18 protein-coding genes are annotated in these 26,153 nt (G+C 36.2%); 6 read left to right on the forward strand and 12 right to left on the reverse strand.

Annotated features, from left to right (window positions below):
- Positions 1-371: 371 nt before the first annotated feature.
- From FKR84_RS07175 to FKR84_RS07185, 3 genes are read left to right on the forward strand one after another with little or no spacing between them, the layout of a single operon-like run.
- Positions 372-731, forward strand: coding sequence for a DoxX family protein (locus tag FKR84_RS07175; RefSeq protein WP_141421622.1), 360 nt, complete (start codon positions 372-374; stop codon positions 729-731).
- A gap of 3 nt (positions 732-734) precedes the next feature.
- A complete protein-coding gene (locus FKR84_RS07180) occupies positions 735-1,313 on the forward strand; it encodes an alpha-ketoglutarate-dependent dioxygenase AlkB family protein (RefSeq protein ID WP_233357698.1) in 579 nt (192 codons plus the stop codon).
- Positions 1,314-1,315: 2 nt separating this feature from the next.
- Positions 1,316-1,600 carry a TIGR03643 family protein gene (locus tag FKR84_RS07185; RefSeq protein WP_141421624.1) on the forward strand — a complete coding sequence of 95 codons (285 nt, stop codon included), beginning with the start codon at positions 1,316-1,318 and terminating at the stop codon, positions 1,598-1,600.
- Here FKR84_RS07185 and FKR84_RS07190 read toward each other — a convergent pair.
- Positions 1,597-2,376 carry a S1/P1 nuclease gene (locus tag FKR84_RS07190; protein WP_141421625.1) on the reverse strand — a complete coding sequence of 260 codons (780 nt, stop codon included), beginning with the start codon at positions 2,374-2,376 and terminating at the stop codon, positions 1,597-1,599. The two genes, FKR84_RS07185 and FKR84_RS07190, sit on opposite strands and share 4 nt — an antisense overlap.
- Before the next feature lie 188 nt (positions 2,377-2,564).
- Here FKR84_RS07190 and FKR84_RS07195 point away from each other — a divergent pair, with 188 nt between their 5' ends.
- Entirely contained in the window at positions 2,565-3,833 is a 1,269-nt protein-coding gene (locus tag FKR84_RS07195) for a DUF819 family protein (RefSeq protein WP_141421626.1), read from the forward strand.
- Positions 3,834-3,880: 47 nt separating this feature from the next.
- The gene (locus tag FKR84_RS07200; RefSeq protein WP_141421627.1) at positions 3,881-4,612 is read left to right on the forward strand and encodes a DUF4369 domain-containing protein; all 732 of its coding nucleotides are present in this window, start codon (positions 3,881-3,883) and stop codon (positions 4,610-4,612) included.
- 163 nt (positions 4,613-4,775) lie between these two features.
- Here FKR84_RS07200 and FKR84_RS07205 read toward each other — a convergent pair whose 3' ends face one another.
- The 8 genes from FKR84_RS07205 to FKR84_RS07240 form a co-directional block, all read right to left on the reverse strand.
- The gene (locus tag FKR84_RS07205) at positions 4,776-5,042 is read right to left on the reverse strand and encodes a hypothetical protein (protein ID WP_141421628.1); all 267 of its coding nucleotides are present in this window, start codon (positions 5,040-5,042) and stop codon (positions 4,776-4,778) included.
- 38 nt (positions 5,043-5,080) lie between these two features.
- The gene (locus FKR84_RS07210) at positions 5,081-6,055 is read right to left on the reverse strand and encodes a type I phosphomannose isomerase catalytic subunit (RefSeq protein ID WP_141421629.1); all 975 of its coding nucleotides are present in this window, start codon (positions 6,053-6,055) and stop codon (positions 5,081-5,083) included.
- Positions 6,048-6,509 (reverse strand): peroxiredoxin, encoded by a 462-nt coding sequence (locus tag FKR84_RS07215; protein ID WP_141421630.1) that lies wholly within the window; start codon positions 6,507-6,509, stop codon positions 6,048-6,050. The genes FKR84_RS07210 and FKR84_RS07215 overlap by 8 nt, the downstream gene beginning before the upstream one ends.
- A gap of 4 nt (positions 6,510-6,513) precedes the next feature.
- Entirely contained in the window at positions 6,514-6,921 is a 408-nt protein-coding gene (locus FKR84_RS07220) for a 6-pyruvoyl trahydropterin synthase family protein (protein WP_141421631.1), read from the reverse strand.
- The gene (gene idi, locus FKR84_RS07225; protein ID WP_141421783.1) at positions 6,922-7,434 is read right to left on the reverse strand and encodes an isopentenyl-diphosphate Delta-isomerase; all 513 of its coding nucleotides are present in this window, start codon (positions 7,432-7,434) and stop codon (positions 6,922-6,924) included.
- A gap of 61 nt (positions 7,435-7,495) precedes the next feature.
- Positions 7,496-9,817, reverse strand: coding sequence for an OmpA family protein (locus FKR84_RS07230; protein WP_141421632.1), 2,322 nt, complete (start codon positions 9,815-9,817; stop codon positions 7,496-7,498).
- A 2-nt stretch (positions 9,818-9,819) separates the two neighbouring features.
- Entirely contained in the window at positions 9,820-10,755 is a 936-nt protein-coding gene (locus FKR84_RS07235; protein ID WP_141421633.1) for a PorP/SprF family type IX secretion system membrane protein, read from the reverse strand.
- Between the two features lie 19 nt (positions 10,756-10,774).
- Entirely contained in the window at positions 10,775-15,607 is a 4,833-nt protein-coding gene (locus FKR84_RS07240; protein WP_141421634.1) for a T9SS type B sorting domain-containing protein, read from the reverse strand.
- A gap of 208 nt (positions 15,608-15,815) precedes the next feature.
- Here FKR84_RS07240 and FKR84_RS07245 point away from each other — a divergent pair, with 208 nt between their 5' ends.
- Positions 15,816-17,402: a peptide chain release factor 3 gene (locus FKR84_RS07245; RefSeq protein WP_141421635.1), complete on the forward strand. Its 1,587-nt coding sequence runs from the start codon at positions 15,816-15,818 to the stop codon at positions 17,400-17,402.
- Positions 17,403-17,465: 63 nt separating this feature from the next.
- Here FKR84_RS07245 and FKR84_RS07250 read toward each other — a convergent pair whose 3' ends face one another.
- The 3 genes from FKR84_RS07250 to rpoB form a co-directional block, all read right to left on the reverse strand.
- Positions 17,466-17,780, reverse strand: coding sequence for a DUF3467 domain-containing protein (locus tag FKR84_RS07250; RefSeq protein WP_141421636.1), 315 nt, complete (start codon positions 17,778-17,780; stop codon positions 17,466-17,468).
- 80 nt (positions 17,781-17,860) lie between these two features.
- On the reverse strand, positions 17,861-22,162 hold the full coding sequence (rpoC, locus tag FKR84_RS07255; protein WP_141421637.1) for a DNA-directed RNA polymerase subunit beta': 4,302 nt from the start codon (positions 22,160-22,162) through the stop codon (positions 17,861-17,863).
- Positions 22,163-22,240: 78 nt separating this feature from the next.
- Entirely contained in the window at positions 22,241-26,053 is a 3,813-nt protein-coding gene (gene rpoB, locus FKR84_RS07260; protein ID WP_141421638.1) for a DNA-directed RNA polymerase subunit beta, read from the reverse strand.
- Positions 26,054-26,153: the final 100 nt, after the last annotated feature.

The following is a 26,153-nucleotide window of genomic DNA, read 5'->3' on the forward strand; positions in this document are numbered from 1 at the left end:
TCATCCTTTTAATGAACTAATATGCCCGAAAGCGGGTGCAAATATACAACCCTTTTTCTTTCCTAAACAAACCTTTTTTGAAATAAATTTAAACTTTTCTTAATTGCTATCTAAAATGCCTGAAAATCAAAGTGAAAGATAAATGGTTTTTTTATCGATAAATGTTCCCATCTGGTACTAATGACTAAAAAAATCTTCCCGTGTGAAGAAAAAGTGCTTTTCTATGGTGGTATTATCTCCGAGTTTATTCCGTAAAGAAAACCTTGTGTAGCTACATTTATACCTTTTATAAAAGAATTAAGAGAAGTTGCGTATATTTTTAAATACTTTTATGCCTTTGGTTAGTTTAACTTCCGTATAAAAATAGATTTATGCAATACCCTTGGCACTTATATTTAATGGGCTTACTTTATATAGTAGCTGGAATTATGCACTTTTTAAAAACAAAATCATATATGCGTGTAATGCCAAGATATCTGCCCAGACCTAAATTATTGGTTTATATAAGTGGTGTTGCAGAATTAGTTTTAGGTATTACAGTTATGCTTCCTGCTACAAAGAATTATGCTATTATTGGAATTACCCTTATGCTGTTGGCGTTTTTGCTGGTGCATATTAATATGTTACGATCACGAAAAGCTGGTTTAAACCTACCTGTATGGCTTTTGGTCTTTCGGCTTTTGTTGCAATTTGTTTTAATTTGGTGGGCACTTTTCTATCTTCGGTTTTAAATGATGCGCAAATTTGATTTACCTAATAGCAAATTAATATATTATGAGCGGTTTTTAGATGCGCCTCGTGCAAACTCACTTTTCGGAAAGTTGCTTGCCGAAATAAAATGGCAACAGGATAAAATCACGCTATTTGGAAAAACACATTTGCAACCAAGGTTAACTGCTTTGTTTTCTGTAAAAGAAAAAACGTATACTTATTCTGGTATTACTATGCATCCGCAAGCTTTTCCAGATTATCTTTATTCTATACTTCTAGAATTAAATAAAAAATTTGATACTAATTTTAATACGTGCTTAGTTAATTTATACCGCGATGGAGCAGACAGTAATGGTTGGCATGCGGATAACGAAAAAGAATTGGGTAAAAATCCGGTAATAGCTTCTATTAGCTTAGGAGAGATTCGGAAATTTAAAATTAAACACAATACTTTAAAAAAAGAGAAATTAGATTTTTGGCTAGAGTCAGGAAGTTTATTATTGATGGCCGGCGAAACACAACATTATTGGAAGCACCAGATTCCTAAAACCAAAAAACCAGTAAAACCTCGAATAAATTTAACTTTTAGAGAAATAAAATAATTATGACTACCGCATACACCGAAAGAGAACTAAATCGTATTATAGAAATGGCTTGGGAGGACAGAACGCCATTTGAAGCTATAAAATATCAATTTGGCACGACAGAAAAAGATGTTATACAACTTATGCAACGCGAATTAAAACCATCAAGTTTTAGAAGATGGCGCAAACGCGTGCAAGGTAGAAAAACCAAGCATTTAAAATTGCGAAAAAATGCTGTAAAACGCTTTAAAGCCAGCCGGCAAAAAGCAATTTCTAATAATAAAATTTCTAAATCTAAAAACTAAGCAAATATTGTATTTAGTATTTTTGCTAAGCGTAAGCCTCCTATTTGTAAACGCTCTTTTAAAACAGGAAACCAATTATACATATATTTGTAACCTAAATTTCTATTATTTTCTGCATCTGTATATAAATCTTCGGCAATAGCCTTAGATTCTATTGCCCAGGTTTGTGGATTGCCAGCTTGATACGTTTGTATTTGTTTTTTAGAAAGTATTTGTGCGTGTTCACTCAATTCCGTAAAGCTCATTTTATAAGTTTCTATCATTTGGGTATCCCAAACGCGATGCAAATTACTATGTCTTCCAAACCAATCTACTTTAATATCGTTACCTCCCCTATCTTCTGCTCTGCCAACGTGCATAGGTTGGTGCAAATCTCCTACTAGATGTACCAACATTTTTAAATAGAATTGCTTTTCCTTTTTAGGTGTGTTTTTGTTCTGCAACTTTTGCTTACACTTATTAATTGCCCAGATAATATTTTCGCCTAAGTCTTCTTTAACCGCCTCATATGTTTTACCGGCAGATATATTTACATAATGCCACTTGCCGTATTGGTCAAAAGATTTATCGCTCTTTACCTCATCTGCAAAAGTAGAAACCACGGCAAGGCTCTGACCATCTAACAATTGGGTTATTTTTCTTAAAACTCTTTTCTTAAGATGTTTTTCTGCAATTTGAGCTGTGGTGCGATGCCCGTTTTGTCCCCAATCTTCTGCTGCATTTGTTGGTGCTACAATAAATACATATAAAAAGGTAAAAAGAATTAAATTTTTCATAGCTATTTTTTTGCTGACAAAAATACGACTTCTGACCAAAGCTTTGAAAAAAATGACCAATCTTATATATTTTAGCTAAAAAAATTTCCATAAAGGTTTTTTTACTGAAGATTTTCTACAAGTCTATACCAAAATACGAGGCAGTTTTTATAAAGTAATTATATTTACGGCAAATTGGTAATTTACTTATGGAAAACACTCCTCTTTTTACAAACGACGCTATTGTTTTTGGTTTATTAATGCTTTTGCTTGCGGGCGTTTTTTATACCTCTTCTATTAAAACAGGTTTTTGGAAAAAATTCTACAAAATTGTACCCGCATTATTAATGTGTTACCTATTGCCGGCAATTTTGAATTCTCTTGGTATTATAAGTTCAGAAGATTCGCAACTTTATTTTGTTGCCAGTAGATATTTGCTACCAGCATCTTTGGTGCTTATGACCTTAAGTATAGATTTAAAAGCCATATTTAACCTGGGGCCAAAAGCTTTGATTATGTTTTTTACCGGAACCATAGGTATTGTAATTGGCGGCCCACTAGCCATCTTATTAATTTCTGCCTTTTCTCCCGAAACTGTTGGAGGCTCCGGACCAGATGCTATTTGGAGAGGCTTATCTACCTTAGCTGGAAGCTGGATTGGTGGTGGCGCTAACCAAGCTGCTATGCTGGAGATATTTAAATACAATCCGGAAAAATACGGTGGGATGGTTTTTGTAGATATTGTTGTTGCTAACATCTGGATGGCCATTGTGCTTCTAGGTATTGGTCGCAACAAAAAAATAGACCGTTGGTTGAAAGCCGACTCCTCTGCCATAACCGAACTTAAAAACAAAGTTTCTTCGTATACTGCTGCCATAACCCGCAACCCAAGTTTGTCTGATTATATGATTATGCTTGGTCTAGCTCTTGGTGCGGTAGGAATTGCCCATTGGGGCGCAGATGGTATATCTGCCTTTCTCTTAGATAATTTTGCTGTTTTTAGCGACAAAAGCTCGGCTTTTTCTTCGTTTACTTCTAGGTTTTTCTGGATGATAACCATTGCTACTTTTATTGGTATTGGTCTTTCTTTTACCAAAGCCAAAAAATTTGAAGGTGCCGGCGCCAGCAAAATTGGCAGCATTTTTATTTATATTCTTGTAGCTACTATTGGTATGAAAATGGATTTGACCATGATTTTTGATAATCCCGGTTTAATAGCCATTGGTTTGGTGTGGATGAGCATTCACGCCGGTTTGTTAATCTTGGTTGCCAAACTTATAAAAGCACCTTACTTTTTCTTAGCGGTAGGTAGTCAAGCCAATGTTGGTGGCGCAGCTTCTGCTCCGGTAGTTGCAGCGGCTTTTCACCCCTCGTTGGCAACCGTTGGTGTACTTTTGGCCGTAATGGGATATGTGGTTGGCACTTGGGCTGCTTATGCTTGTACAATTTTAATGGAAATGGCTTCTGCAGGAGCTTAAATTATCTAAAAAAAATAGCATCTTTGCATTTTTAATTCCGTAAAGCAATGAAGAAAATAATTTTTATAGCGGTAATACTCGTGATAATTAGCGCTTGTTCTAAACCAGATAATTTTATCCTTAGCGGAAACGTAAAGGGCTTAAAAAAAGGTAAATTACTTTTACAGCGTTTAGAAGATACAAGTTTGGTAAGCTTAGATTCTGTAAGTATAAACGGTGATTCTAATTTTGAATTGAGTACCAATCTTAAAGAACCACAAATGCTGTTTTTATATTTAGATAAATTTAATGGCGATAAAAACGACGATATTGTAGAGTTTTTTGCGGAAAAAGGAGAAATGACTATTAAAACCAGTTTAAAGAACTTTGAAACAGATGCAAAGATTACCGGCTCTGCAAACCAAGAAAAATTGGAAGCTTATAACCAGACTATTTCTAAATTTAACAGCCAACATCTTAACATTATAAAAGAAAATTTTGAAGCGCAACGCGATAACGACCAAGAACGCATCTTATCTACCAACAAACAGTACGAAAATTTATTAAAACGCAAATATCTCTATACGGTAAACTACGCCATTAATAATAAAGATTTAGAAGTGGCACCCTACTTGGCTTTAAGTCAGGTTTTTGATGCCAATATAAAATATTTAGACACTATATATAATTCTTTCAATAAAGACATTAGAAAATCGCTTTACGGAAAAAAACTAAAAGAGCTTATTAAAGAACGTAAAAAAACCCAGAAGAAAGAAGACAAACTAAAGAAAGAAGTATAGATTTTTATCTATTTATGTTAGACTTACTTTAGCAGATATTTTCTAAAAAGGATATTTTATTTCTGCCAATCTCTATTTTTTACCGTTAAAACCAAAAAAAGTTGCTTCGAGAATATTAAAATTCTTGAAGCAACTTTTTTATTACCTAATGCTTTAGCTTTATTTATAAAGCGTTAAGTTTTTCTACCAAGCCTAAGCTTTTTTCTTCCAATTCTTGGTTTATTTCCTTATAATGTTTACTTCTTTCTGAAACATTTTTTGCATTTATTTCTTGCAATAGCGCGTCATAAACAGAAATAGCTTCTTCTACAATAGCATTGCTTTTAGATTTATCCTGCGTAGGATTGGCTAATTGATGTATATAAGCCGCTTCTATAATTTCGGCCATTACGTTGTTTACATCTCGTTTCAAGTTTCTAATACTTGCCATAATTTTTAATTTTAGTGCTGCAAAAGTACACTAAATTATTAGATGCTAACCTCTAAAACTTTCGAATTATTTCCAGATAATGTCACCGCAGTTAAAACCGCCGGAAACAAGATGGTTTCGCCTGCTTTTAAAATCTCTTTAAAACCGTTTCCGGTTAAGGTAGTTTCGCCCTCCACCGCCATAAAAATTCTAAAGGAATCTGGTTTATAGCTAAAACTATGTGGTTCTTCGGCTACAGCCAACAAACGCGTTGTAAAATAATTATTTTTAGCTAAAACAGCTGCTTGGTTTTTAGCTAAGGTATACGGAATTTTATACCGGTTATTTTCCGTAAAGTCTATAGCATCTTCTGCCAAAGTCGTATGCAAATCTCTTTTCTCGCCATCTTTACCGGCTCTATCCCAATCATAAACACGATAGGTAATATCTGAGGTTTGTTGTATTTCTGCCAGTAAAACCCCAGCGCCAATTGCGTGAATTAATCCGGGTTTTATAAAAAAAGTATCGCCTTTTTTTACTTTTTCGAAGTTTAGTAATTCCGGTAGTTTTTTATTATTAAGCTCTGCTAGATAGTCTTCTTTTGTTACGCCATCTTTAAAACCGGCTATAATTCCGCTGCCTTCGTCGGCTTGTAAGATGTACCACATTTCTGTTTTGCCAAAAGAATCGTGTCGCTCTTTGGCCAAAACATCGTTAGGATGCAATTGTACAGAAAGATTTTCTTCTGCATCTATAAATTTTATTAACAACGGAAAAGCATTGCCAAAATCTTTGTAAGCTTTTTCTCCAAGCAGATCTGCCTTATAACTACTAATTATTTCCGATAAGGTTTTTCCTTTGAATACACCGTTTTTTACTACAGAAATATTGTCTTCTACCGTACTAATTTCCCAGCTCTCGCCAATTTTATTGGAAGATAAGTTTTTATTTAAAATATCGCCTAATTTAGTGCCGCCCCACACTTTTTTCTTTAAAATGGGCTCAAATCTTAACGGATATAGCTTTTTATTCATCTTGTAGTTTTTTGACGGTTTTTAAAGCTTTTTGCACGTGATCTTTACTACTCAGATTATTAAATTTTAGGCGCAATTTTCCTTGTTTATCTACCACAAAAGTTTCCCTTCCGGGGATTAAACCTAATAAGTGACCTTTTACTCCAAATCGTTTTCTAATTTCTTCGGTAGGATCGGAAAGTAGAATATGCGGCAAATTATATTTTTTACTGAACCTTTTATGCGAAGCAACCGAGTCTGAGCTTATACCAATTACCTCTGCCCCATTTTGCATAAATTCTTGGTAATTATCTCTAAAATCACAAACTTCTTTTGTACAACCGGGAGTAAAATTTTTAGGATAAAAAAAGAGTACACAAACTTTTTTTCCAATTACAGAATTGGAGTAAAATAAATTGCCGTCTTTATCTACCAAAGTAAACTCTGGTACTTTCTCGTTTAATTGAAGTTTCATAAGCTTAGCCGCTAAAAGTTACAAAATTGCGTGGAGTTTCATACAAAGTGATTTGCAAATCTAAATTTTCTTGAATTTTATTGCGAAGTTTTTTCCAAATCACCATAGCTATATTTTCTGCAGTAGGATTTAGCGTTTTAAAAGCCGCTACTTCTTCGTTTAAATTTTTATGGTCAAAAGCTTCTTCTATTTCTTCCCGAATAATCTGTTTTAGGGTTTTCAAATTCATTACAAAACCAGTTTCTGGATCTATCTCTCCGGTTACGCCAACAATTAATTCATAATTATGCCCGTGGTAATGCGGGTTGCTACACTTACCAAAAACTTCCAGATTTTTTTCGTCTGTCCAATCTTTTCTATACAAGCGGTGGGCCGCATTAAAATGTGCTTTTCTGTTTACGGTAACTTTCATCTAGGCTATTTGACTGTAATGTTTATCAAAAATTATTTTAAACCAGGCAGTATATTGGTCAGGATTTTTTTCTATATCGTTTTTTACTTCTTCTGCTGTAAGCCATTTCCAATCTGCTACTTCATCTGGATTGGGTTTGGGGTCTTGGTTGTAATAACCTACCAAAATATGGTCAAATTCGTGCTCACTTAAACCGTTTTCAAAAGGAGCTTTGTAAATAAAGGAAATTGTATCTTTTAAATCTGTAGTAAAGCCCATTTCTTCCATCAGGCGTCGTTTTCCGGCCTGAATATTGGTTTCGTTCTCGCGTTGATGACTACAGCAAGTGTTGGTCCATAATCCCGGCGAATGGTATTTACCTAAAGCTCTTTTCTGCAAGAGCATTTGGTTTTTATCATTATAAACAAAAACCGAAAAAGCACGATGCAACAAGGCTTTTTCGTGGGCTTCAATTTTTTCCATCAGCCCTATTTGCTCGTCTTTTTCATTAACGAGAATTACTTTTTCTTCCATAGAAATCAAAAATACAAAAGTATTTTAAATATCTAAGTATATAAGGCTTTTTAGCGTTTTATTACAATCTGTTTTCGCCCTGTAAACGCACTATAAATGCATCTTTTATTCCTTTTTTACGCAATTTAAATTTATAAGCATTTGCTGCTGCCTTGGTCTTAAATTGTTTAGAATAATACCTGCGGTAACCATCTGGATAAACGTGGTGATAAACATTGTTTACTTTAGGGAATTTAATAATAGAATTATGCTTTTTAGAAGCTGCAATCTGCACGGCGTATACTTCTTGATTACCACTAAAATCATAACTTTCTTCTAGAATTTCTTCTTTAAGCTCGGGCTTTTTTGCCTGTACAATTTTTCGCCTTTTCTCTATCTGTTTCCGCACCTCTTGCGGAGTTTCATTTTTATTTACTATAATAAATTCAGATCTGCGGTTAAGCTGGTGTTGCGCTTCGGTGCAATTAGAATTATTACCACAATTATTTATGAGTTGCGTTTCGCCATAACCTTTTCCGCTAAGGCGATCTTTGCTTATACCTTTATTTTTGAGGTAATTTAAAGTAGCTTTTGCTCTCTTTTCAGACAGAATTTTATTGTATGCATCTCCTGCCCTACTATCTGTATGCGATCTAATGTCTATTTTCATTGCCGGATACTGGCGCAATACGGCCATTACTTTTTGTAATTCTACCTCAGCATCGGGTCTAATTTCGCTTTCGTCTAAATCAAAATAAATAGGGTCTAATTGCAATAATTTACTTAAATCGTCGCCTTTTTCCGCTTTAGCGACACCTAAGCCGCTACCTTTTTTAAGCTGAATATCTAAGTCTATTTTCTTTTCTAACTCAGTATCCGATTGGAAAATATCTTCTTTGGTGCTGTAACCTTCTTTAGAAGCCCGAATGATGTAGCGTTTATTACACTTAACTTTCAATTTATATTCGCCTTCTTTATTAGTACGTTGCGTGCTAATTAATTCTAAGTTTTCATCAAATAACTCTACTGTTGCATCTTCTATGGGGTCGCCACTATCTGTATCGCTAACTATGCCCGTTATATATTGTTTACAACCGGTAATTACTTTTTCTTTTTGCTTAAAAGCATAGATGTTGTCTTCTCTGTTTTCTGCTTCGCGATTGGAGGCAAAAAAACCTTTTTTTCTTTTACTGTCAATTATAAAACTAAAATCGTCTTTACTGCTGTTTATGGGTCTACCAATATTAAAAACTTCGCCTATGCTATCTTTCTTATCTATTTCTGCCACAAAAATATCTAAACCGCCTAAACCTATATGGCCATCTGATGAGAAATAAATTTTATTTTCTTTACTGATGTAAGGAAAATTCTCGCGCCCTTCTGTATTAATGTTGCTCCCTAAATTTTCTGGTTCTCCATAAGTGCCATCTTCTTTTACTTCTACCCGGTAAATATCTGACATACCCATCGTGCCCGGCCTATCTGAAGAAAAATACAAACTTTTTTCATCTGAACTTAAAGCAGGATGTGCGGTAGAAAATTCATCGCTATTAAAAGGCAATTCTTTTGGTGTTTGCCATTCTGCATCCAGATTCTCGCGAGTACTTGTGTAAATTTTCAAAAAGTTAATACCTTCTTCACTCTCGCCATATTTCTTTTTGTTGTAATTATTTCTAGTAAAATAAATACGCAAACCATCTTTGGTAATTACTGCAGATGCTTCGTGAAATTTAGAATTAATCGTTTTAGAAAGCAATTCCGGCTCTCCTTTTACTTCTAAAGAATCTATATTTATCCCGACTTTATAAATATCTAAGTAAGGCTGATTATTCCATTCGTGAATACGCTTTACGGAAGAAGACGTAGGCCGATTAGATGCGAACAGCAACTGGTTTTCTCCGTAAAACATAGGAGAAAAATCTGATAAATCTGAATTTATAGGAAAATCTTTAATGTCAAATTTACCCGACTGCATTTCTATAATCTCTAGATAATCGCGATCTTTTTTAAGCATTGCCACTCTAGAATCTGTCTTGTTTAAAACGTCAAACTCAAGCATAATTTCATCTGCTTTTGCATATTGCTTATTGCTTTTTAACGCCATCGCGTACCGAAACAAGTAATCTGCTTCTAAACCCTCTGATTTAAATTTGTATAAAGCTTCATACCATTTTAGAGCCTTTTCCAGTTCGCCATTAAAATAATAGCTGTCTGCCAGTTTTTTAAAGAGATTTTCTGATTCGTAGCCATTTTCTGCCACTTCCAGATAAACTTCGCGGGCATCTATGTAAGCATACCTGTCAAACATCTTATCGGCTTCCTCTAATTTGTCTTTTTGTGAAAAAGCTAAGAAGCTACCTCCTAAAAAGAGTAGAAGTACTAGTATATTTTTTTGTAATTGCATAATTAAAAGAATCTAGGCGTAAGCATTTTTTGGTACTTTTTAAACAATTCGTAGCGTAAAAAGAATTCAAAACTACCGTTATTATATTTTCCAAAATCTGTAGTATCCGTATCGTAAGCCAATCCTGCCAGAAGTCCGTCTGTAATTTGAAAACCGGCCATTCCGCTTACGGCTGCATCCCATCTGTATGCCGCACCCAAGATAAATTTCTCATAAAACATAAAATTGGCAGACACATCTACTTGCAACGGCGCACCAGATACAGCTTTGGTCATTAAAGCAGGTTTAAATTTAAGATCTCTAGAAAAATCTATAACATAACCTGCAAGAAAGTAATAATTAATACGTTCTTTCGCCAAAGATTTTGAACCGGGTGAGCTGTCAAAATGTTTTGTTTGTAAAAGATTGGGCGCGCTTAAACCAGCATAAAATTTATCTGTATAATACATCATGCCCACACCTACTTGCGGTGAAAATTTATTATCTATATTATTAGATTGGTAGTTAGGGTCTGAAGGGTCATAAATATTCAATTTATTATAATCTACATCCAGCAAATTTGCTCCGGCTTTTAAGCCAAAACTAAGCTTTGCATAACGAGAAGTTTGCAAGCTATAACTAAAATTGGCATTTATAGCCGTCTCTCGCGCAGGACCAAGATTATCGTTTATAATATCTAAGCCCAAGCCAATGTTATTTCTTCCTACAGGACTGTGTACCGAAAGGTTTTGTGTAGTTGGAGCGCCATCTATTCCAACCCATTGAGAACGGTGTAAACCAACAATGCTCAGAACTTCTCGAGAACCCGCATAAGCCGGATTTATTTGCATTTGGTTATACATATATTGGCTATACTGTGCGTCTTGTTGTGCTTGTATTTGCCAATTACCAAAGGTGCTTATTATAGCGATAAAAAGTAAAAGTACCTTGTTTTGCATAAACCTATGCTGTGTTTCTTTAATTAATGTATAAATAACCATCTAATTTATTCAGCTTACCTTCATGGTTTCGATATTCTAAAATATAAAAATAGGTGCCGGCCGGGAGTTTTTCTCCTTTTTGTAAAGTAGCTCTACCATCGCTCAAGCCTCTAAAAACCCTTCCGTTTTGACCGTAACCTTTGGTTTCAAAAACCTTTACGCCCCAACGGTTAAATATTAGAACTTTGTTCTCCGGATAATCTTCGATACCTTCAATTAAAAAGAAATCGTTTTTCCCGTCACCATTTGGGGAAACCGCATTATAAATTTCAAAAACATTTGGGTCGTTTTCCGGAACGTAAAAACCGTCTATTTCTTCGTGTATTCCATCTGCAACCACCATGGTAGTAGTTGGATCATCGCCTTCAGTTTGAATTGCGCCATTTGGAAAGTCTGCATCGTTTTGATTAATAAACGATACGGTTTCGCCCACAGGCACATTTACCTCCCAATTACCATCTACATCTGTTTCTATAAATTGCGAAAAACCAAAAGAATCTATAATCTCCACTTCAATATCTGCCAAGTTAAGTTCTCCGGTATTTTGAACGCCGTTATTGTTGGTGTCGTAATAAATATGACCTTTTAGCTTCTCTGGCGATTGCCCGTCTACATAAAATCCGTCAACCTCTGTTAATGTGTTGTTTTCTGTTACGTTAGAAATAGTTGGATTGTCTCCTTCTGTCTGAATAGCATTTGGTGGGAAGTCTGCATCATTAACATCAACTTCTGAAATAGTATTACCTACCGGAACTTCTACTTGCCAATTACCATCCTGATCTGTTTCTAAAGTTATTGTCGTGCCTAAAGAAGTGGTAAGCCATACGGTAACATTTGCCAAATTTGGCTCTGTATTTTCCTGTACTGCGTTAGCATTTTCATCTAAATACAAATGACCTTTTAGAATGTTTGTTGCAAGATTAGGATTGTAAAACCCATCTATTTCCTGAAAATTCCCTGTAGCTGTTACTGGAGTGGTGGTAGGATTTGTTCCTTCCGTTTGAATAGCCCCCGCAGGAAAATCGGGATCGTTTTCATTAATTTCTGAAATTGTATTTCCTGCCGGCACTAATAAAAACCAATCGCCATTTTGATCTGTTTGCAGAAAAGTGCTAACTCCCGCCGCATTCACAACTTCTATATCTACATTAGGTAAATTTGGTTCTCCCTGGTCTTGAACAGCATTTGCATTCCAATCATAATAAAGATGTCCCGATAGTGTATTTGTGCCAACCGCGGTTTGAGCAAAGCCATCTGGTTCTTCTGCTGTTGGATTACCAGCCGCAACCATTGTAGTGGTAGGGTTGGTTCCTTGTGTTTGGCTTACTGCAAGCGGAAAATCAGGGTCTGTGAAATCTATCTCTGAAACGGTATTACCTACAGGAACGGTTATAGACCAATCGCCATTATTATTGGTAGTAATTATTTGTATATAGCCAAGAGAATTGGTGATTGCTACATCTACATTGGGTAAATTTGGTTCGTTTTCATCCTGCATTCCATTTGCATTGGTATCGTAATATAAATGTCCGGATAGCATTTCTGTTTCAATATCTTGTACTTCAAAACCATCGTTTACCTCGCTAAGGTTTTCTCCTGCCCCAACATAAGTTGTAGTTGGGTCTGTACCTTCGGTTTGAATAGCGCCTAAAGGAAATTCAGGATCTGTATTATCTATGTCTGATGTAGTATTTCCTTCCGGTATGCTTATACTCCAATCGCCATCTTGATTTGTGGTTACGATAGTTGTCAAACCCAAAACATTGGTAATTGTCACATCTACGTTAATAAGATTAGGTTCTCCCTGATCTTGGTTACTATTGGCATTTGTATCAAAATATAAATGACCAGAAAGTATTCCTGTTCCCGTATTGGGAAGTGTAAACCCGTCTGGAGTTTCAACATTTGCTACATTGGATAATACATTGGTAGTAGTTGGGTTTGTTCCTTGGGTTTGCACTACTGCAGTAGGAAAATCTGGATCTGTAAAATCTATAGAAGAGGTTGTATTTCCTTCCGGAACTTCTACCATCCAATTTCCTTGGTTGTTGGTTACTACATTAAAAGTAACCCCAACTGAACTTGTTATGCTAACATCTATGTTTGGAAGGTTTGGCTCGCTTACATCTTGAACTCCGTTAGCGTTGGTATCGTAATAAAGATGACCGCTTAAATTACCAGTTTGCAATTGATCTACATAAAAACCATCGTTTTGGTGATTGTCACTTTCGTTGGTTACCATAAAAACAGTAGGATTTGTACCCTCTGTTTGAATTGCGCCGGCAGGAAAATCTATATCGTTTTCGTCTACCAAAACACTTACCGGACCAATTGGCGCTGTAAAAGACCAATTACCATCTGCATCTGTTATTAAAGTTTGGGTAGTGCCGTTTACGATTTCTACCAATACAGAAATATTTGCCAAATCTGGCTCTCCTAATTCTTGGTTAGCGTTACCGTTTGTGTCGTAATAAACATGTCCGGTTAATTCTCCTTCTCCAGAGAATCCGTCTTTTTCCGTAAAGATACTTTGATTGTTTAACACAGTAGCGTAACTGGGATTCGTACCTTCTGTTTGTAAGGCTCCAGTAGGAAAATCGGGATCGGTTTCGTCTATAGTAATCGTCACATCGCCAACCGGCAAATCTGCGCTCCAGTCGCCATTGGCATTTGTAACCACTGTATGGGTATTGTTTAAAGCATCTGTAATATTTACATCTACATTTGGCATACCCGGCTCGTTGTTATTTTGAGTACCGTTGCCATTTACGTCATAATAGACACGACCACTCAAGCTTCCTTGTTCAAAAAAGCCGTCATTTTCCGTAAAGGTATTTTGATTAATTATAACGGTATGCGTGCTCGGATTTGTTCCTTCTGTTTGAATTGCACCCGTGGGGAAATCTGAATCATTTTCGTTGATGCTTACTACTGTAGCTCCTATTGGTCCGGTATAATTCCAGTCGCCATTGGCATCTGTTGTTAAAACGGTAGAAACTGCCAAGGTTTGATTAGTTATTTCTACTTCCACATTGGGCATATCTGGCTCTGAACTGTCTTGTGTACTATTACCGTTAACATCAAAATAAAGGTGACCGGTTATGGTTCCTTCTTCAAAAAAACCATCGTTTTCACTAAAAACCATCTGGTTATTAATAACGGTTGTAGTGGTTGGGTTAGTACCTTCTGTTTGAATAGCTCCTTGAGGAAAATCAGAATCTGTTTCATCTATATTTATCAAGGCATCGCCAATAGGTAAATTTACGCTCCAGTTTCCGTTGGCATCAGTAACAAGCGTTTGTGTATTATTTAAAGCATCTGTAATGTTTACATTTACATCTGGCATGTCTGGCTCGCTGCTATCTTGCGTACCGTTGCCGTTAGAATCAAAATATAAATGCCCGCTTAACGTACCTTGTTCAAAGAATCCGTCATTCTCAGTAAAAACACTCTGATTAATTATAACGGTATGCGTACTTGGATTGGTACCTTCTGTTTGAATTGCACCCGTTGGGAAGTCTGCATCATTTTGATTAATAGTAACGGTAGAGGGGCCAACCGGACCGGTATACGACCAATTACCGCTGGCATCTGTAAATACACTTGCAGTCACACCGGTGGGTGTATTATTTATTACTACTTCTATATTTGGCATATCTGGCTCTGCACTGTCTTGCGTGCCATTACCATTTACGTCAAAATATAAATGACCGGTTAAGGTTCCTTCTTGAAAAAAGCCATCGTTTTCACTAAAAACCGTTTGATTATTGATAACGGTTGTGGTAGTAGGATTAGTACCTTCGGTTTGCACGGCCCCGACAGGAAAATCAGGATCAGTTTCGTCTATATTTGCTATTGTTTCGCCCGCGGGCACCAAAGCTAGCCAATTTCCATTTGCATTGGTTGCAACAATTTGCGTATTACCAAAAACATCTGTAACCTTAACATTTACATCTGGCATATCTGGTTCTAAATTATCTTGAGTACCATTACCATTCCAATCAAAATATAAATGACCGGTTAAATAACCTTCCGGATAAAAACCATCATTTTCTGTAAAGGTACTTGTATTTGCTATGACGTTGGCTGTACTCGGGTCTGTTCCTTCTGTTTGGGTAGCACCGGTAGGAAAATCAGGATCGTTATCATCTATATCTATTGTTGCTTGGGCTGCGGTAACTGTTGCTGCCCAATTTCCTGAAGCATCTGTTGTAACAATAACCGGTGGGTTATTGAAAGGATCGCTAACTTTAACATCTACATTTGGCATATCTGGTTCAGTAATGTCTTGCGTGCCATTACCGTTTAAATCAAAATATAAATGACCAGAAACTTCCCCTACAAAGTAAAAACCATCTTTTCCGCCAAAGTTTGTCTGCCCGTCAACAGCAACAATGGTATTGGGATCTCCACCGTTATTACTGGGCGTACTTGGGTTATCTCCTTCTGTGTGAATGGCACCAAAAGGCAAATCTGTAATATCTACGTAAATGGTTACCATTCCCGGAATAACATAGGCAAGCCAGTCTCCATTAGCATTTGTGGTAACTGCTTGAGAGCCGGCAGCATCTATTAAAATCATATCAATGCTTTCCATGCCAGGTTCAAAGCTATCTTGGGTACCGTTACCGTTAACATCTTTATACACGCGACCATTTACCATAGCGGTTGCAGTATCTTGCACAGCAATTTTGTGCCCCGGCTGCCAGTTTATAGCGGGAATATCTTGTACAACCTGGGCGGTAGTCAAGGAAGAGATAAAAATAAAAAAGAACAAAATAGAATTTAGACGCGTAAATGTTCTTTTCATAAATTTTATTGATTAGCAGAGTGGTTTACAAAAGTCCAAATTTATCATAAACCATTTAATATTCCATAATAAATATTAAAATTACGTAAAATAATCGATAAAAAAACTCTTTTGACAGTCAAATAAGTTTTTTTATTATAATGCTTTCTTAAATAACTTCAATAAAAATAGCACTTGGCAAAAGGTGCGAAAAGAATATATTTGCAACATGAAATTATCGAAAGAAATAAATAGAAGAAGAACATTTGGAATTATCTCGCATCCCGATGCCGGTAAAACCACTTTAACCGAAAAATTATTGCTTTTTGGAGGCGCAATACAAGAAGCAGGAGCAGTAAAATCTAACAAAGCCAAAAAAGGTGCTACCAGTGACTTTATGGAAATTGAACGCCAACGTGGTATTTCGGTAGCCACATCTGTTTTGGCCTTTGAGTATAAAGACATTAAAATAAATATTCTTGATACACCCGGACACAAAGATTTTGCCGAGGATACTTTTAGAACCCTTACCGCTGTAGATAGTGTAATTGTGGTGATAGATGTAGCAAAAGGTGTGGAAGCCCAAACCGAAAAACTGGTAGAAGTTTGCCGTATGCGCAAAATACCAATGCTAGTTTTTATCAATAAATTGGACAGAGAAGGGAAAGATGCTTTTGATTTGTTAGATGAAATAGAGCAAAAATTACACCTAAAAGTTACACCCTTAAGTTACCCAATTGGAATGGGTTATGATTTTAAAGGAATTTATAATATTTGGGAACAAAATATAAATTTATTTACCGGCGACCCTAGAAAAGATATTGAAGATACCATAGAAATTAAAGATTTAGCCACGCCGGAGTTAGATGAATTAATTGGCAAGGATGCAGCCCAAGACCTACGCGAAGAAGTAGAGCTTGCACAAGGAGTTTACCCAGATTTCGATAAAAACGCTTATATTAATGGCGATTTACAACCGGTTTTCTTTGGTTCTGCTTTAAACAATTTTGGCGTTCGCGAACTATTAGATTGTTTTATCACAATAGCTCCGCCCCCATTACCAAAAGTGAGCGAAGAGCGTGAAGTAAGGCCTGAAGAGGAAAAATTTACCGGTTTTGTTTTTAAAATTCATGCCAATATGGATCCGAAGCATCGCGATAGATTGGCTTTTGTTAAAATTGTGTCGGGTAAATTTGAAAGAAACGTACCTTATCTTCACGTAAGAAATAATAAAAAGCTGCGCTTCTCTAGTCCTAATGCATTCTTTGCGGAAAAAAAGGAAATTGTAGATGTGTCCTATCCGGGAGATATTGTTGGTTTACATGATACCGGAAATTTTAAAATTGGAGACACTTTAACCGAGGGTGAACAGATGCATTTTAAAGGCATACCCAGTTTCTCTCCAGAACATTTTAGGTATATTAATAATGCAGACCCAATGAAATCTAAACAACTTGAAAAAGGAGTAGATCAATTAATGGATGAAGGAGTTGCGCAACTGTTTAAACTAGAAATTAATAATAGAAAAATTATTGGAACGGTTGGCGCTTTGCAGTTTGAGGTTATTCAATACCGATTGGAACACGAATATGGTGCAAAATGCACCTACGAAAACCTAAATGTACATAAAGCCTGTTGGGTAGAACCCGAAGATGAAAAAAGTGAAGAGTTTAAAGAATTTAAACGTGTTAAAAATAAATTTCTAGCAAAAGACAAAAAAGGACAGTTAGTATTTTTAGCAGATTCTTCTTTTTCTTTACAGATGACCCAGCAAAAATACAAGAATATTAAATTTCACTATACATCAGAATTTTAAAGCGTAACTATAAAAAAAATCCGAAGCTTAAAACTTCGGATTTTTTTGTTTTTTCCTAATTATTTATGCTTGGCCTGTTGGACCAAAATTTAAAGGAATATTTGGTTTATCGTAATCTCGTATTTCGCCGTGAGCGTTTTCAAATTTTTTAATATTTCCGCCTAAAGCTTTCAACAAACGTTTGGCGTGTTGCGGAGTTAATATTATTCTAGACTTAACCTTGCTTTTTGGCGTACCCGGCATAATACTGACAAAATCTATCACAAATTCTGAAGCAGAATGGTTTACAATTGCTAAGTTACTGTACTCACCTTGAGCCGTAGCTTCGTCTAATTCAATATTTAATTTCTTTTGATTATTTTTCTTTTCCTCACTCATTTCACTGTATTTAATTACTAATGCACTAAAATAAAAAAAGCGCTGTGAATAACAGCGCTTTTTCGTTTTATTATAAAAGATTAGTTGTAATTAACCTCTTGTTTTTCTTCCATCATTTCTTCAAACTCTTCTTTAGAGCCCACAATAATATTATCGTATTCACGCATTCCGGTACCAGCCGGTATTTTGTGTCCAACAATAACATTTTCTTTAAGGCCTTCTAAATTATCTACTTTACCGCTTACCGCAGCTTCGTTTAATACTTTAGTTGTTTCTTGGAAAGAAGCAGCAGAAATAAATGATTTTGTTTGCAACGATGCTCTGGTAATACCTTGTAAAATTGGCGTTGCCGTAGCAGGTTGTGCATCTCTTGCTGTTGCCAAAGCTTTATCTTCGCGACGCAATAAAGAGTTTTCATCTCTTAATTGTCGTGCAGTTAAGATTTGTCCCGCTTTAAGATTTTCGCTATCGCCTGCATCTTCAATTACTTTCTTACCAAAAATATCGTCGTTCTCTTCAATAAAATCAGATTTATGTACTAATTGATTTTCTAAGAAAATAGTATCTCCCGGATCTTGAATTTTAACTTTACGCATCATTTGTCTTACAACAACTTCAAAATGCTTATCGTTAATCTTAACCCCTTGTAATCTATAAACTTCTTGTACTTCGTTTACCAAATATTGCTGTACAGCGTTTGGACCTTTGATGTTCAAGATGTCTTCTGGAGTAATAGAACCGTCTGATAATGGCATTCCTGCACGAACATAATCGTTTTCTTGAACTAAGATTTGATTAGAAAGTTTTACTAAGTACTTTTTAACTTCGCCTAGTTTAGACTCTACAATTATCTCGCGGTTACCACGTTTAATTTTCCCAAAAGAAACAACCCCATCAATCTCACTTACTACGGCAGGATTTGAAGGGTTACGTGCTTCAAACAATTCTGTAACACGAGGAAGACCACCTGTAATATCTCCAGCTTTTGAAGATTTACGTGGAATTTTAACCAAGATTTTACCAATCTTAATTTTCTCGCCATCATCTACCATCAAGTGAGCTCCTACAGGCAAGTTGTACGAACGAATTACTTCGTCTCCTTTACCCATAATTAATAAAGTAGGAATCTTTTTCTTGTTTCTAGATTCTGAGATTACTTTCTCTTGAAAACCTGTCTGCTCATCTGTTTCAACTTGATAAGTAACGCCTTGTTCAAGATTTTCGAATTTGATTTTTCCGGCAAATTCAGAAATAATAACCCCGTTATACGGATCCCATTGACAGATTTTGGTTCCTTCTGTAACCTTGTCTCCAGGTTTTATAAATAATTCTGCCCCGTAAGGTATAACATTGGTACTTAAAACAATACCCGTGTCCGGATCTACAATTTTAACTTCGGAAGTTCTAGATATAACAATTTCTGCTTTATCTCCTTCTGCGTTTTCTCCTTTTACGGTTTTTAAATCATCAATTTCGGCAATACCGTCAAATTTAGAGATTACCTTATTGTCTTCTGAAATGTTTCCTGCAATACCACCTACGTGGAAGGTACGAAGCGTTAACTGTGTACCAGGTTCTCCAATAGATTGCGCAGCTACTACCCCAACGGCTTCTCCGCGTTGTACTGTTTTACCTGTTGCTAAGTTTCTACCATAACATTTTACACAAATACCTTTTTTAGCTTCACAACTTAAGGCAGAACGTACTTCTACAGCATCTAAAACAGACTTTTCAATTTTAGTTACTATTGCTTCGTCAATTTCTTCTCCTGCTTCTGCATAAAGCTCTTGTGTAATAGGATCTATAATATCATTAAGAGCTGTTCTACCAAGAACACGCGCTCCTAATGTTTCTATTACTTCTTCGTTCTTTTTTAAGGCTTTAACCTCTATTCCACGTAAAGTGCCACAATCTTCTTCTCCTACAATTACATCTTGCGAAACGTCTACCAATCTACGGGTTAAATAACCTGCATCGGCCGTTTTAAGTGCGGTATCGGCAAGACCTTTACGCGCCCCGTGTGTAGAAATAAAGTATTCTAAAATAGAAAGACCTTCCTTAAAGTTAGAAAGAATTGGGTTTTCAATAATTTCTCCTCCTCCGGTGTTCGATTTTTTAGGCTTTGCCATCAAACCACGCATACCGGTAAGCTGTCTAATCTGCTCTTTAGAACCACGAGCTCCAGAATCTAACATCATATAAACGGAGTTAAACCCTTGCTGGTCTTCTCTAATTCTTTTCATAGCCAACTCGGTAAGGTTAGCATTTGTAGCTGTCCAAATATCAATAACTTGGTTATAACGTTCGTTATTGGTAATAAGACCCATATTATAGTTACCCATAATACCATCTACTTGCTCATTGGCTTCTTTGATCATGTCTTCTTTTTCTTTAGGGATAATAATATCTCCTAAAGAGAAAGAAAGTCCGCCTCTAAATGCAAAGCCGTAACCAAGGTCTTTAATTTTATCTAAGAATTCTCCGGTTTCCGGCACGCTGGTTACTTTTAAAATTTTACCAATAATATCTCTTAAAGATTTTTTGGTCAAAACTTCGTTAACATAACCTGCAGCTTCCGGTACTTCTTCGTTAAATATAACTCGCCCAACGGTTGTTTCTACCAATTGCGACACCAACTCGCCTTCATCATTAAAGTCTTTTGTCTTAACTTTAATCTGCGCGTTTAAGTGAACGCGTTTTTCATTATAGGCAATAATTACTTCTTCTGGAGAATAGAAAGTTAGACCTTCTCCTTTAATTGGCACCTCTTTGGTAGATTCTCTCAATTTGGTCATGTAATAAAGACCTAAAACCATATCCTGAGATGGTACCGTTACCGGAGAACCATTTGCAGGGTTTAAGATATTATGAGAAGCCAACATTAATAATTGTGCTTCTAAAATAGCTTCTGGTCCTAATGGTAAGTGAACTGCCATCTGGTCACCATCAAAATCGGCATTAAATGCAGTACAAACCAACGGGTGCAATTGAATTGCTTTACCCTCAATTAATTTTGGTTGGAAAGCTTGAATACCTAAACGGTGCAAAGTAGGCGCACGGTTAAGTAATACCGGATGTCCTTTTAATACATTTTCTAAAATGTCCCAAACTACCGGTTCTTTCTTATCTATTATCTTTTTGGCAGATTTTACTGTTTTAACAATACCTCTTTCAATCAGTTTTCTAATTACAAAAGGCTTGTACAATTCTGCTGCCATATTTTTAGGAAGACCACACTCATACAATTTCATTTCTGGCCCAACCACAATTACAGAACGTGCTGAATAATCTACACGTTTACCTAGTAAGTTTTGACGGAAACGTCCTTGTTTTCCTTTTAAGGAATCTGATAGTGATTTTAATGGTCTGTTAGAATCTGTTTTAACGGCAGAAGATTTTCTGGTATTGTCAAACAAAGAATCTACAGATTCTTGCAACATACGTTTTTCGTTACGTAGGATAACTTCAGGAGCTTTAATCTCCATCAATCGCTTTAAACGGTTGTTACGTATAATTACTCTTCTATATAAATCGTTTAAGTCTGAAGTTGCAAAACGCCCTCCATCTAACGGCACCAACGGTCTAAGTTCTGGCGGTATTACAGGAACCACTTTCATGATCATCCATTCCGGCAGGTTTTCTTGGTTTTCGTTAGCATCGCGGAAAGCTTCAACAACCTGCAACCTTTTTAAGGCTTCTGTTTTACGTTGTTTAGAAGTTTCGTTATTTGCTTTATGACGTAAATCGTACGAAAGCTCATCTAAATCTAATCTTTTTAAGATTTCGATAAGACATTCTGCTCCCATTTTGGCGATAAATTTGTTAGGGTCTGAATCTTCTAACTGGTAATTTTCTCGCGGAAGCTCATCTAAAACATTTAAGTATTCTTCCTCCGTAAGGAAATCCATTTTCTTTAATGGTTCTCCTTCTTCATTTTTTGCGTTACCGGGTTGTATTACCACATATCTTTCGTAGTAAATAATCATATCTAATTTCTTAGATGGGATACCCAATAAATAACCTATTTTGTTTGGCAAAGAGCGGAAATACCAAATATGCGCTACCGGCACTACCAAATTGATATGCCCTACGCGATCTCTTCGAACTTTTTTCTCTGTTACTTCTACTCCACATCTGTCACATACAATCCCCTTGTAACGAATTCTTTTATATTTACCGCAAGCACATTCGTAGTCTTTTACAGGACCAAAAATACGTTCGCAAAACAAACCGTCTCTTTCTGGTTTGTGCGTACGGTAATTAATTGTTTCTGGTTTTAAAACCTCTCCTCTCGACTCCGCCAAGATCGATTCTGGAGATGCTAAACCAATGGAGATTTTATTAAATCTCTTTTGTGTATTCTTGTCATTATTTCTTGCCATAATCTATGGTACTAAAAGAATTATTCTAAAAAATTAACGAAAACTATTACCTCCAAAACTGGTTTGGAGGTAATGGTTTTACTCTTTAAGTTGTATATCGAGTCCTAAACCTTTTAATTCGTGCATTAACACGTTAAAAGATTCGGGCAAGCCGGGCTCTGGCATTGGTTCTCCTTTTACGATAGACTCGTATGTCTTAGCCCTTCCTATCACATCATCAGATTTTACGGTCAAAATTTCACGTAAAGTGCTTGATGCGCCGTAAGCTTCTAAGGCCCAAACTTCCATTTCTCCAAAACGCTGACCACCAAACTGTGCTTTACCACCTAATGGTTGTTGCGTAATTAAGGAATATGGCCCAATAGAACGTGCGTGCATCTTATCTTCAATCATATGCCCTAATTTAAGCATATAAATCACTCCAACTGTTGCGGGCTGGTCAAATCTATCTCCGGTACCGCCATCATATAAATGGGTGTGACCAAATCTAGGAATACCAGCTTTATCTGTCAACTCATTAATATGGTCTATAGTTGCGCCATCAAAAATTGGAGTAGCATATTTCTGCCCTAATTTTTGTCCTGCCCATCCTAAAACCGTTTCATAAATCTGTCCAATATTCATACGTGATGGTACCCCAAGTGGGTTTAACACGATGTCTACAGGCGTTCCATCTTCTAAGAAAGGCATGTCTTCTTGACGTACAATACGAGCTACAATACCTTTGTTACCGTGACGTCCTGCCATCTTATCTCCAACTTTTAATTTACGTTTTTTAGCAACATAAACCTTGGCTAGTTTGATAATACCAGATGGCAACTCGTCTCCTACAGTTATGGTAAACTTCTCTCTTCTAAGGTTACCTTGCAGGTCGTTTTCTTTAATTTTATAATTGTGCAATAAATCTGCAACCAATGCATTTAAATGATCGTCTGTCGTCCACGTACCGCTAGTAAGGTGCGTATAATCGTCTACGGAGTTAAGCATTTTTAAGGTATATTTTTTACCTTTTGGTAATACATCTTCTCCTAAATCATTTTGCACTCCCTGTGCGGTTTTACCACCAACAATTGCAAAAAGTTTATCGATTAAATCAGATTTTAAAGCTTCAAACTTAACTCTGTACTTATCTTCTAAGCGTGCAATGTCTTCTTTATCCTGCGCTCGTTTACGCTTATCTTTGATAGCACGTGCAAAGAGTTTTTTATTAATTACCACTCCTTCTAAAGATGGAGAAGCTTTTAAAGAAGCATCTTTTACATCTCCTGCTTTGTCTCCAAAAATAGCACGTAGTAACTTCTCCTCAGGTGTTGGATCTGATTCTCCTTTTGGCGTAATCTTACCAATTAAAATATCGCCGGGTTTAACCTCTGCTCCAATACGAATCATTCCGTGCTCATCTAAATCTTTAGTAGCTTCTTCAGAAACGTTAGGAATATCGTTGGTTAACTCTTCGTTACCTAATTTGGTATCGCGTACTTCCAAACTATATTCATCAATATGAATAGAAGTAAAGATATCTTCTCTTACTACCTTTTCGGAAATAACAATTGCATCCTCAAAGTTATACCCTTTCCAAGGCATAAAGGCAACTTTCATGTTTCTACCCAAAGCAAGTTCTCCTGCTTCTGTAGCATAACCTTGACATAAAACCTGGCCTTTTTTAACCCGATCTCCTACCCGTACGATTGGTTTTAAGTTTACGGAAGTACCTTGATTGGTTTTTCTAAACTTAATTAAATCGTAGGTTTTAGAATCAGAATCAAAGCTTACCATACGCTCTTCTTCTGTTCTATCGTATTTGATAGTAATTTTTTGTGCGTCTACATATTCTACGGTTCCGTCTCCTTCTGCATTCATTAAAACACGGGAATCTGAAGCTACTTGACGCTCTAAACCGGTTCCTACGATGGGTGAATCTACACGTAATAATGGCACAGCTTGACGCATCATATTAGATCCCATTAAGGCACGGTTTGCATCATCATGCTCTAAGAACGGTATTAAAGATGCCGAGATAGAAGAAATCTGATTAGGAGCAACATCTGTAAAATGCACTTCTTTAGGATCTACTACCGGGAAGTCTCCTTCCATTCTAGCAATAACTTTGTCTGTATTGATGGTACCGTCATCTTTGATAGGAATATTTGCTTGTGCAATTAATTTTCCTTCTTCTTCTTCCGCAGAAAAATATACAGGTTCGTTTTCCACATCCATCTTTCCGTCTTCTACCTTTCGGTAAGGCGTTTCTATAAAGCCCATACCGTTTACTTTGGCAAAAACAGATAGCGAAGAAATCAAACCAATGTTTGGCCCTTCAGGAGTTTCAATAGGACATAGTCTTCCGTAATGCGTATAATGCACATCTCGCACCTCAAATCCAGCTCTTTCTCTAGATAAACCTCCCGGACCTAATGCAGACAAACGACGCTTGTGTGTAATTTCTGCCAAGGGGTTGGTTTGGTCCATAAACTGTGACAACTGGTTGGTACCAAAAAAAGAATTGATTACAGACGATAAAGTCTTCGCGTTAATCAAATCTATTGGTGTAAACACTTCGTTGTCGCGCACATTCATTCTTTCACGAATGGTTCTGGCCATACGTGCAAGACCTACACCAAATTGTTGCGATAATTGTTCTCCTACCGTACGTACACGACGATTAGAAAGGTGATCAATATCATCAATCTCTGCTTTAGAGTTGATAAGTTCTATTAAATACTTAATAATGGTAATAATATCTTCTTTGGTAAGCACTTGCTTATCCATTTCTATATTAAGACCTAATTTTTTATTCATACGGTAACGACCAACTTCGCCTAAGTTATAACGTTGATCTGAGAAGAATAATTTATCTATTATTCCTCTAGCCGTTTCTTCATCTGGCGGCTCGGCGTTACGTAATTGTCTATATATATGCTCTACCGCCTCTTTTTCTGAGTTCGTAGGATCTTTTTGCAATGTATTGTGAATAATTGCATAATCGCCGGTAGAGTTATCTTCTTTATGTAAAAGTATAGTTTTGGTTCCTGTTTCCAGAATTTCCTCTATATGGTCTTTTTCAAGCTCTGTATCACGATCTAATACAATTTCGTTTCTTTCTATAGAAACTACTTCCCCGGTGTCTTCATCTACAAAATCTTCATACCAAGTATTAAGTACACGGGCTGCTAACTTGCGTCCCAGAACTTTTTTAAGACCGGTTTTGCTTACTTTAACTTCTTCTGCAAGGTCAAAAATTTCTAAAATATCTTTATCTCTTTCAAAACCAATTGCACGGAATAAAGTAGTTACCGGTAATTTCTTTTTACGGTCAATGTAAGCGTACATTACGCTGTTTATATCTGTGGCAAACTCTATCCAAGAACCTTTAAAAGGAATTACTCTGGCAGAGTATAATTTTGTTCCGTTGGCGTGGAACGATTGTCCAAAGAATACACCAGGAGAACGGTGCAATTGTGAAACCACTACGCGTTCTGCTCCATTGATACAAAAAGTACCGCTTGGCGTCATATAAGGTATTGTACCCAAGTATACGTCCTGTACAATAGTTTCAAAATCTTCATGTTCCGGATCTGTACAATATAATTTTAACCTAGCTTTTAATGGAACACTATAGGTCAAACCTCTCTCTATACATTCTTGAATGGAATAGCGAGGAGGATCTACGAAATAATCTAAAAACTCGAGTACGAATTGATTACGCGTATCGGTAATCGGGAAATTCTCTTGAAAAGTATTGTACAAGCCTTCATTTCCCCTTTCTTCTGATTTTGTTTCTAATTGGAAGAAATCTTGAAACGATTTTATCTGTATATCCAAAAAGTCTGGATAATCAGGCTTATTCTTTACAGAAGAGAAATTCAATCTTTCAGTTTGCGTTTCTAACATCTATTGGACGGAATTTGAGGTTTTCAAAAAATAATTTTTGAAAGCATAATTAACTAAAAAAATGTGTGTATTAACACGCTGCGCTTTTATACGCAAAACG

The sequence above is a fragment of the Haloflavibacter putidus genome (genome assembly GCF_006546625.1).
GTDB classification, from domain to species: domain Bacteria; phylum Bacteroidota; class Bacteroidia; order Flavobacteriales; family Flavobacteriaceae; genus Mesonia; species Mesonia putida.

Bases quoted from the DNA above. Each gene is read 5' to 3' on its own strand.
- FKR84_RS07180 (WP_233357698.1), top strand. From the start codon at position 735: ATGCGCAAATTTGATTTACCTAATAGCAAATTAATATATTATGAGCGG.
- FKR84_RS07215 (WP_141421630.1), bottom strand. From the start codon at position 6,509: ATGAAACTTCAATTAAACGAGAAAGTACCAGAGTTTACTTTGGTAGAT.
- FKR84_RS07195 (WP_141421626.1), top strand. From the start codon at position 2,565: ATGGAAAACACTCCTCTTTTTACAAACGACGCTATTGTTTTTGGTTTA.
- FKR84_RS07230 (WP_141421632.1), bottom strand. From the start codon at position 9,817: ATGCAATTACAAAAAAATATACTAGTACTTCTACTCTTTTTAGGAGGT.
- FKR84_RS07250 (WP_141421636.1), bottom strand. From the start codon at position 17,780: ATGAGTGAGGAAAAGAAAAATAATCAAAAGAAATTAAATATTGAATTA.
- FKR84_RS07205 (WP_141421628.1), bottom strand. From the start codon at position 5,042: ATGGCAAGTATTAGAAACTTGAAACGAGATGTAAACAACGTAATGGCC.
- FKR84_RS07185 (WP_141421624.1), top strand. From the start codon at position 1,316: ATGACTACCGCATACACCGAAAGAGAACTAAATCGTATTATAGAAATG.
- FKR84_RS07175 (WP_141421622.1), top strand. From the start codon at position 372: ATGCAATACCCTTGGCACTTATATTTAATGGGCTTACTTTATATAGTA.
- FKR84_RS07235 (WP_141421633.1), bottom strand. From the start codon at position 10,755: ATGCAAAACAAGGTACTTTTACTTTTTATCGCTATAATAAGCACCTTT.
- idi (WP_141421783.1), bottom strand. From the start codon at position 7,434: ATGGAAGAAAAAGTAATTCTCGTTAATGAAAAAGACGAGCAAATAGGG.
- FKR84_RS07220 (WP_141421631.1), bottom strand. From the start codon at position 6,921: ATGAAAGTTACCGTAAACAGAAAAGCACATTTTAATGCGGCCCACCGC.
- FKR84_RS07245 (WP_141421635.1), top strand. From the start codon at position 15,816: ATGAAATTATCGAAAGAAATAAATAGAAGAAGAACATTTGGAATTATC.
- FKR84_RS07210 (WP_141421629.1), bottom strand. From the start codon at position 6,055: ATGAATAAAAAGCTATATCCGTTAAGATTTGAGCCCATTTTAAAGAAA.
- FKR84_RS07190 (WP_141421625.1), bottom strand. From the start codon at position 2,376: ATGAAAAATTTAATTCTTTTTACCTTTTTATATGTATTTATTGTAGCA.
- FKR84_RS07240 (WP_141421634.1), bottom strand. From the start codon at position 15,607: ATGAAAAGAACATTTACGCGTCTAAATTCTATTTTGTTCTTTTTTATT.
- rpoC (WP_141421637.1), bottom strand. From the start codon at position 22,162: ATGGCAAGAAATAATGACAAGAATACACAAAAGAGATTTAATAAAATC.
- rpoB (WP_141421638.1), bottom strand. From the start codon at position 26,053: ATGTTAGAAACGCAAACTGAAAGATTGAATTTCTCTTCTGTAAAGAAT.
- FKR84_RS07200 (WP_141421627.1), top strand. From the start codon at position 3,881: ATGAAGAAAATAATTTTTATAGCGGTAATACTCGTGATAATTAGCGCT.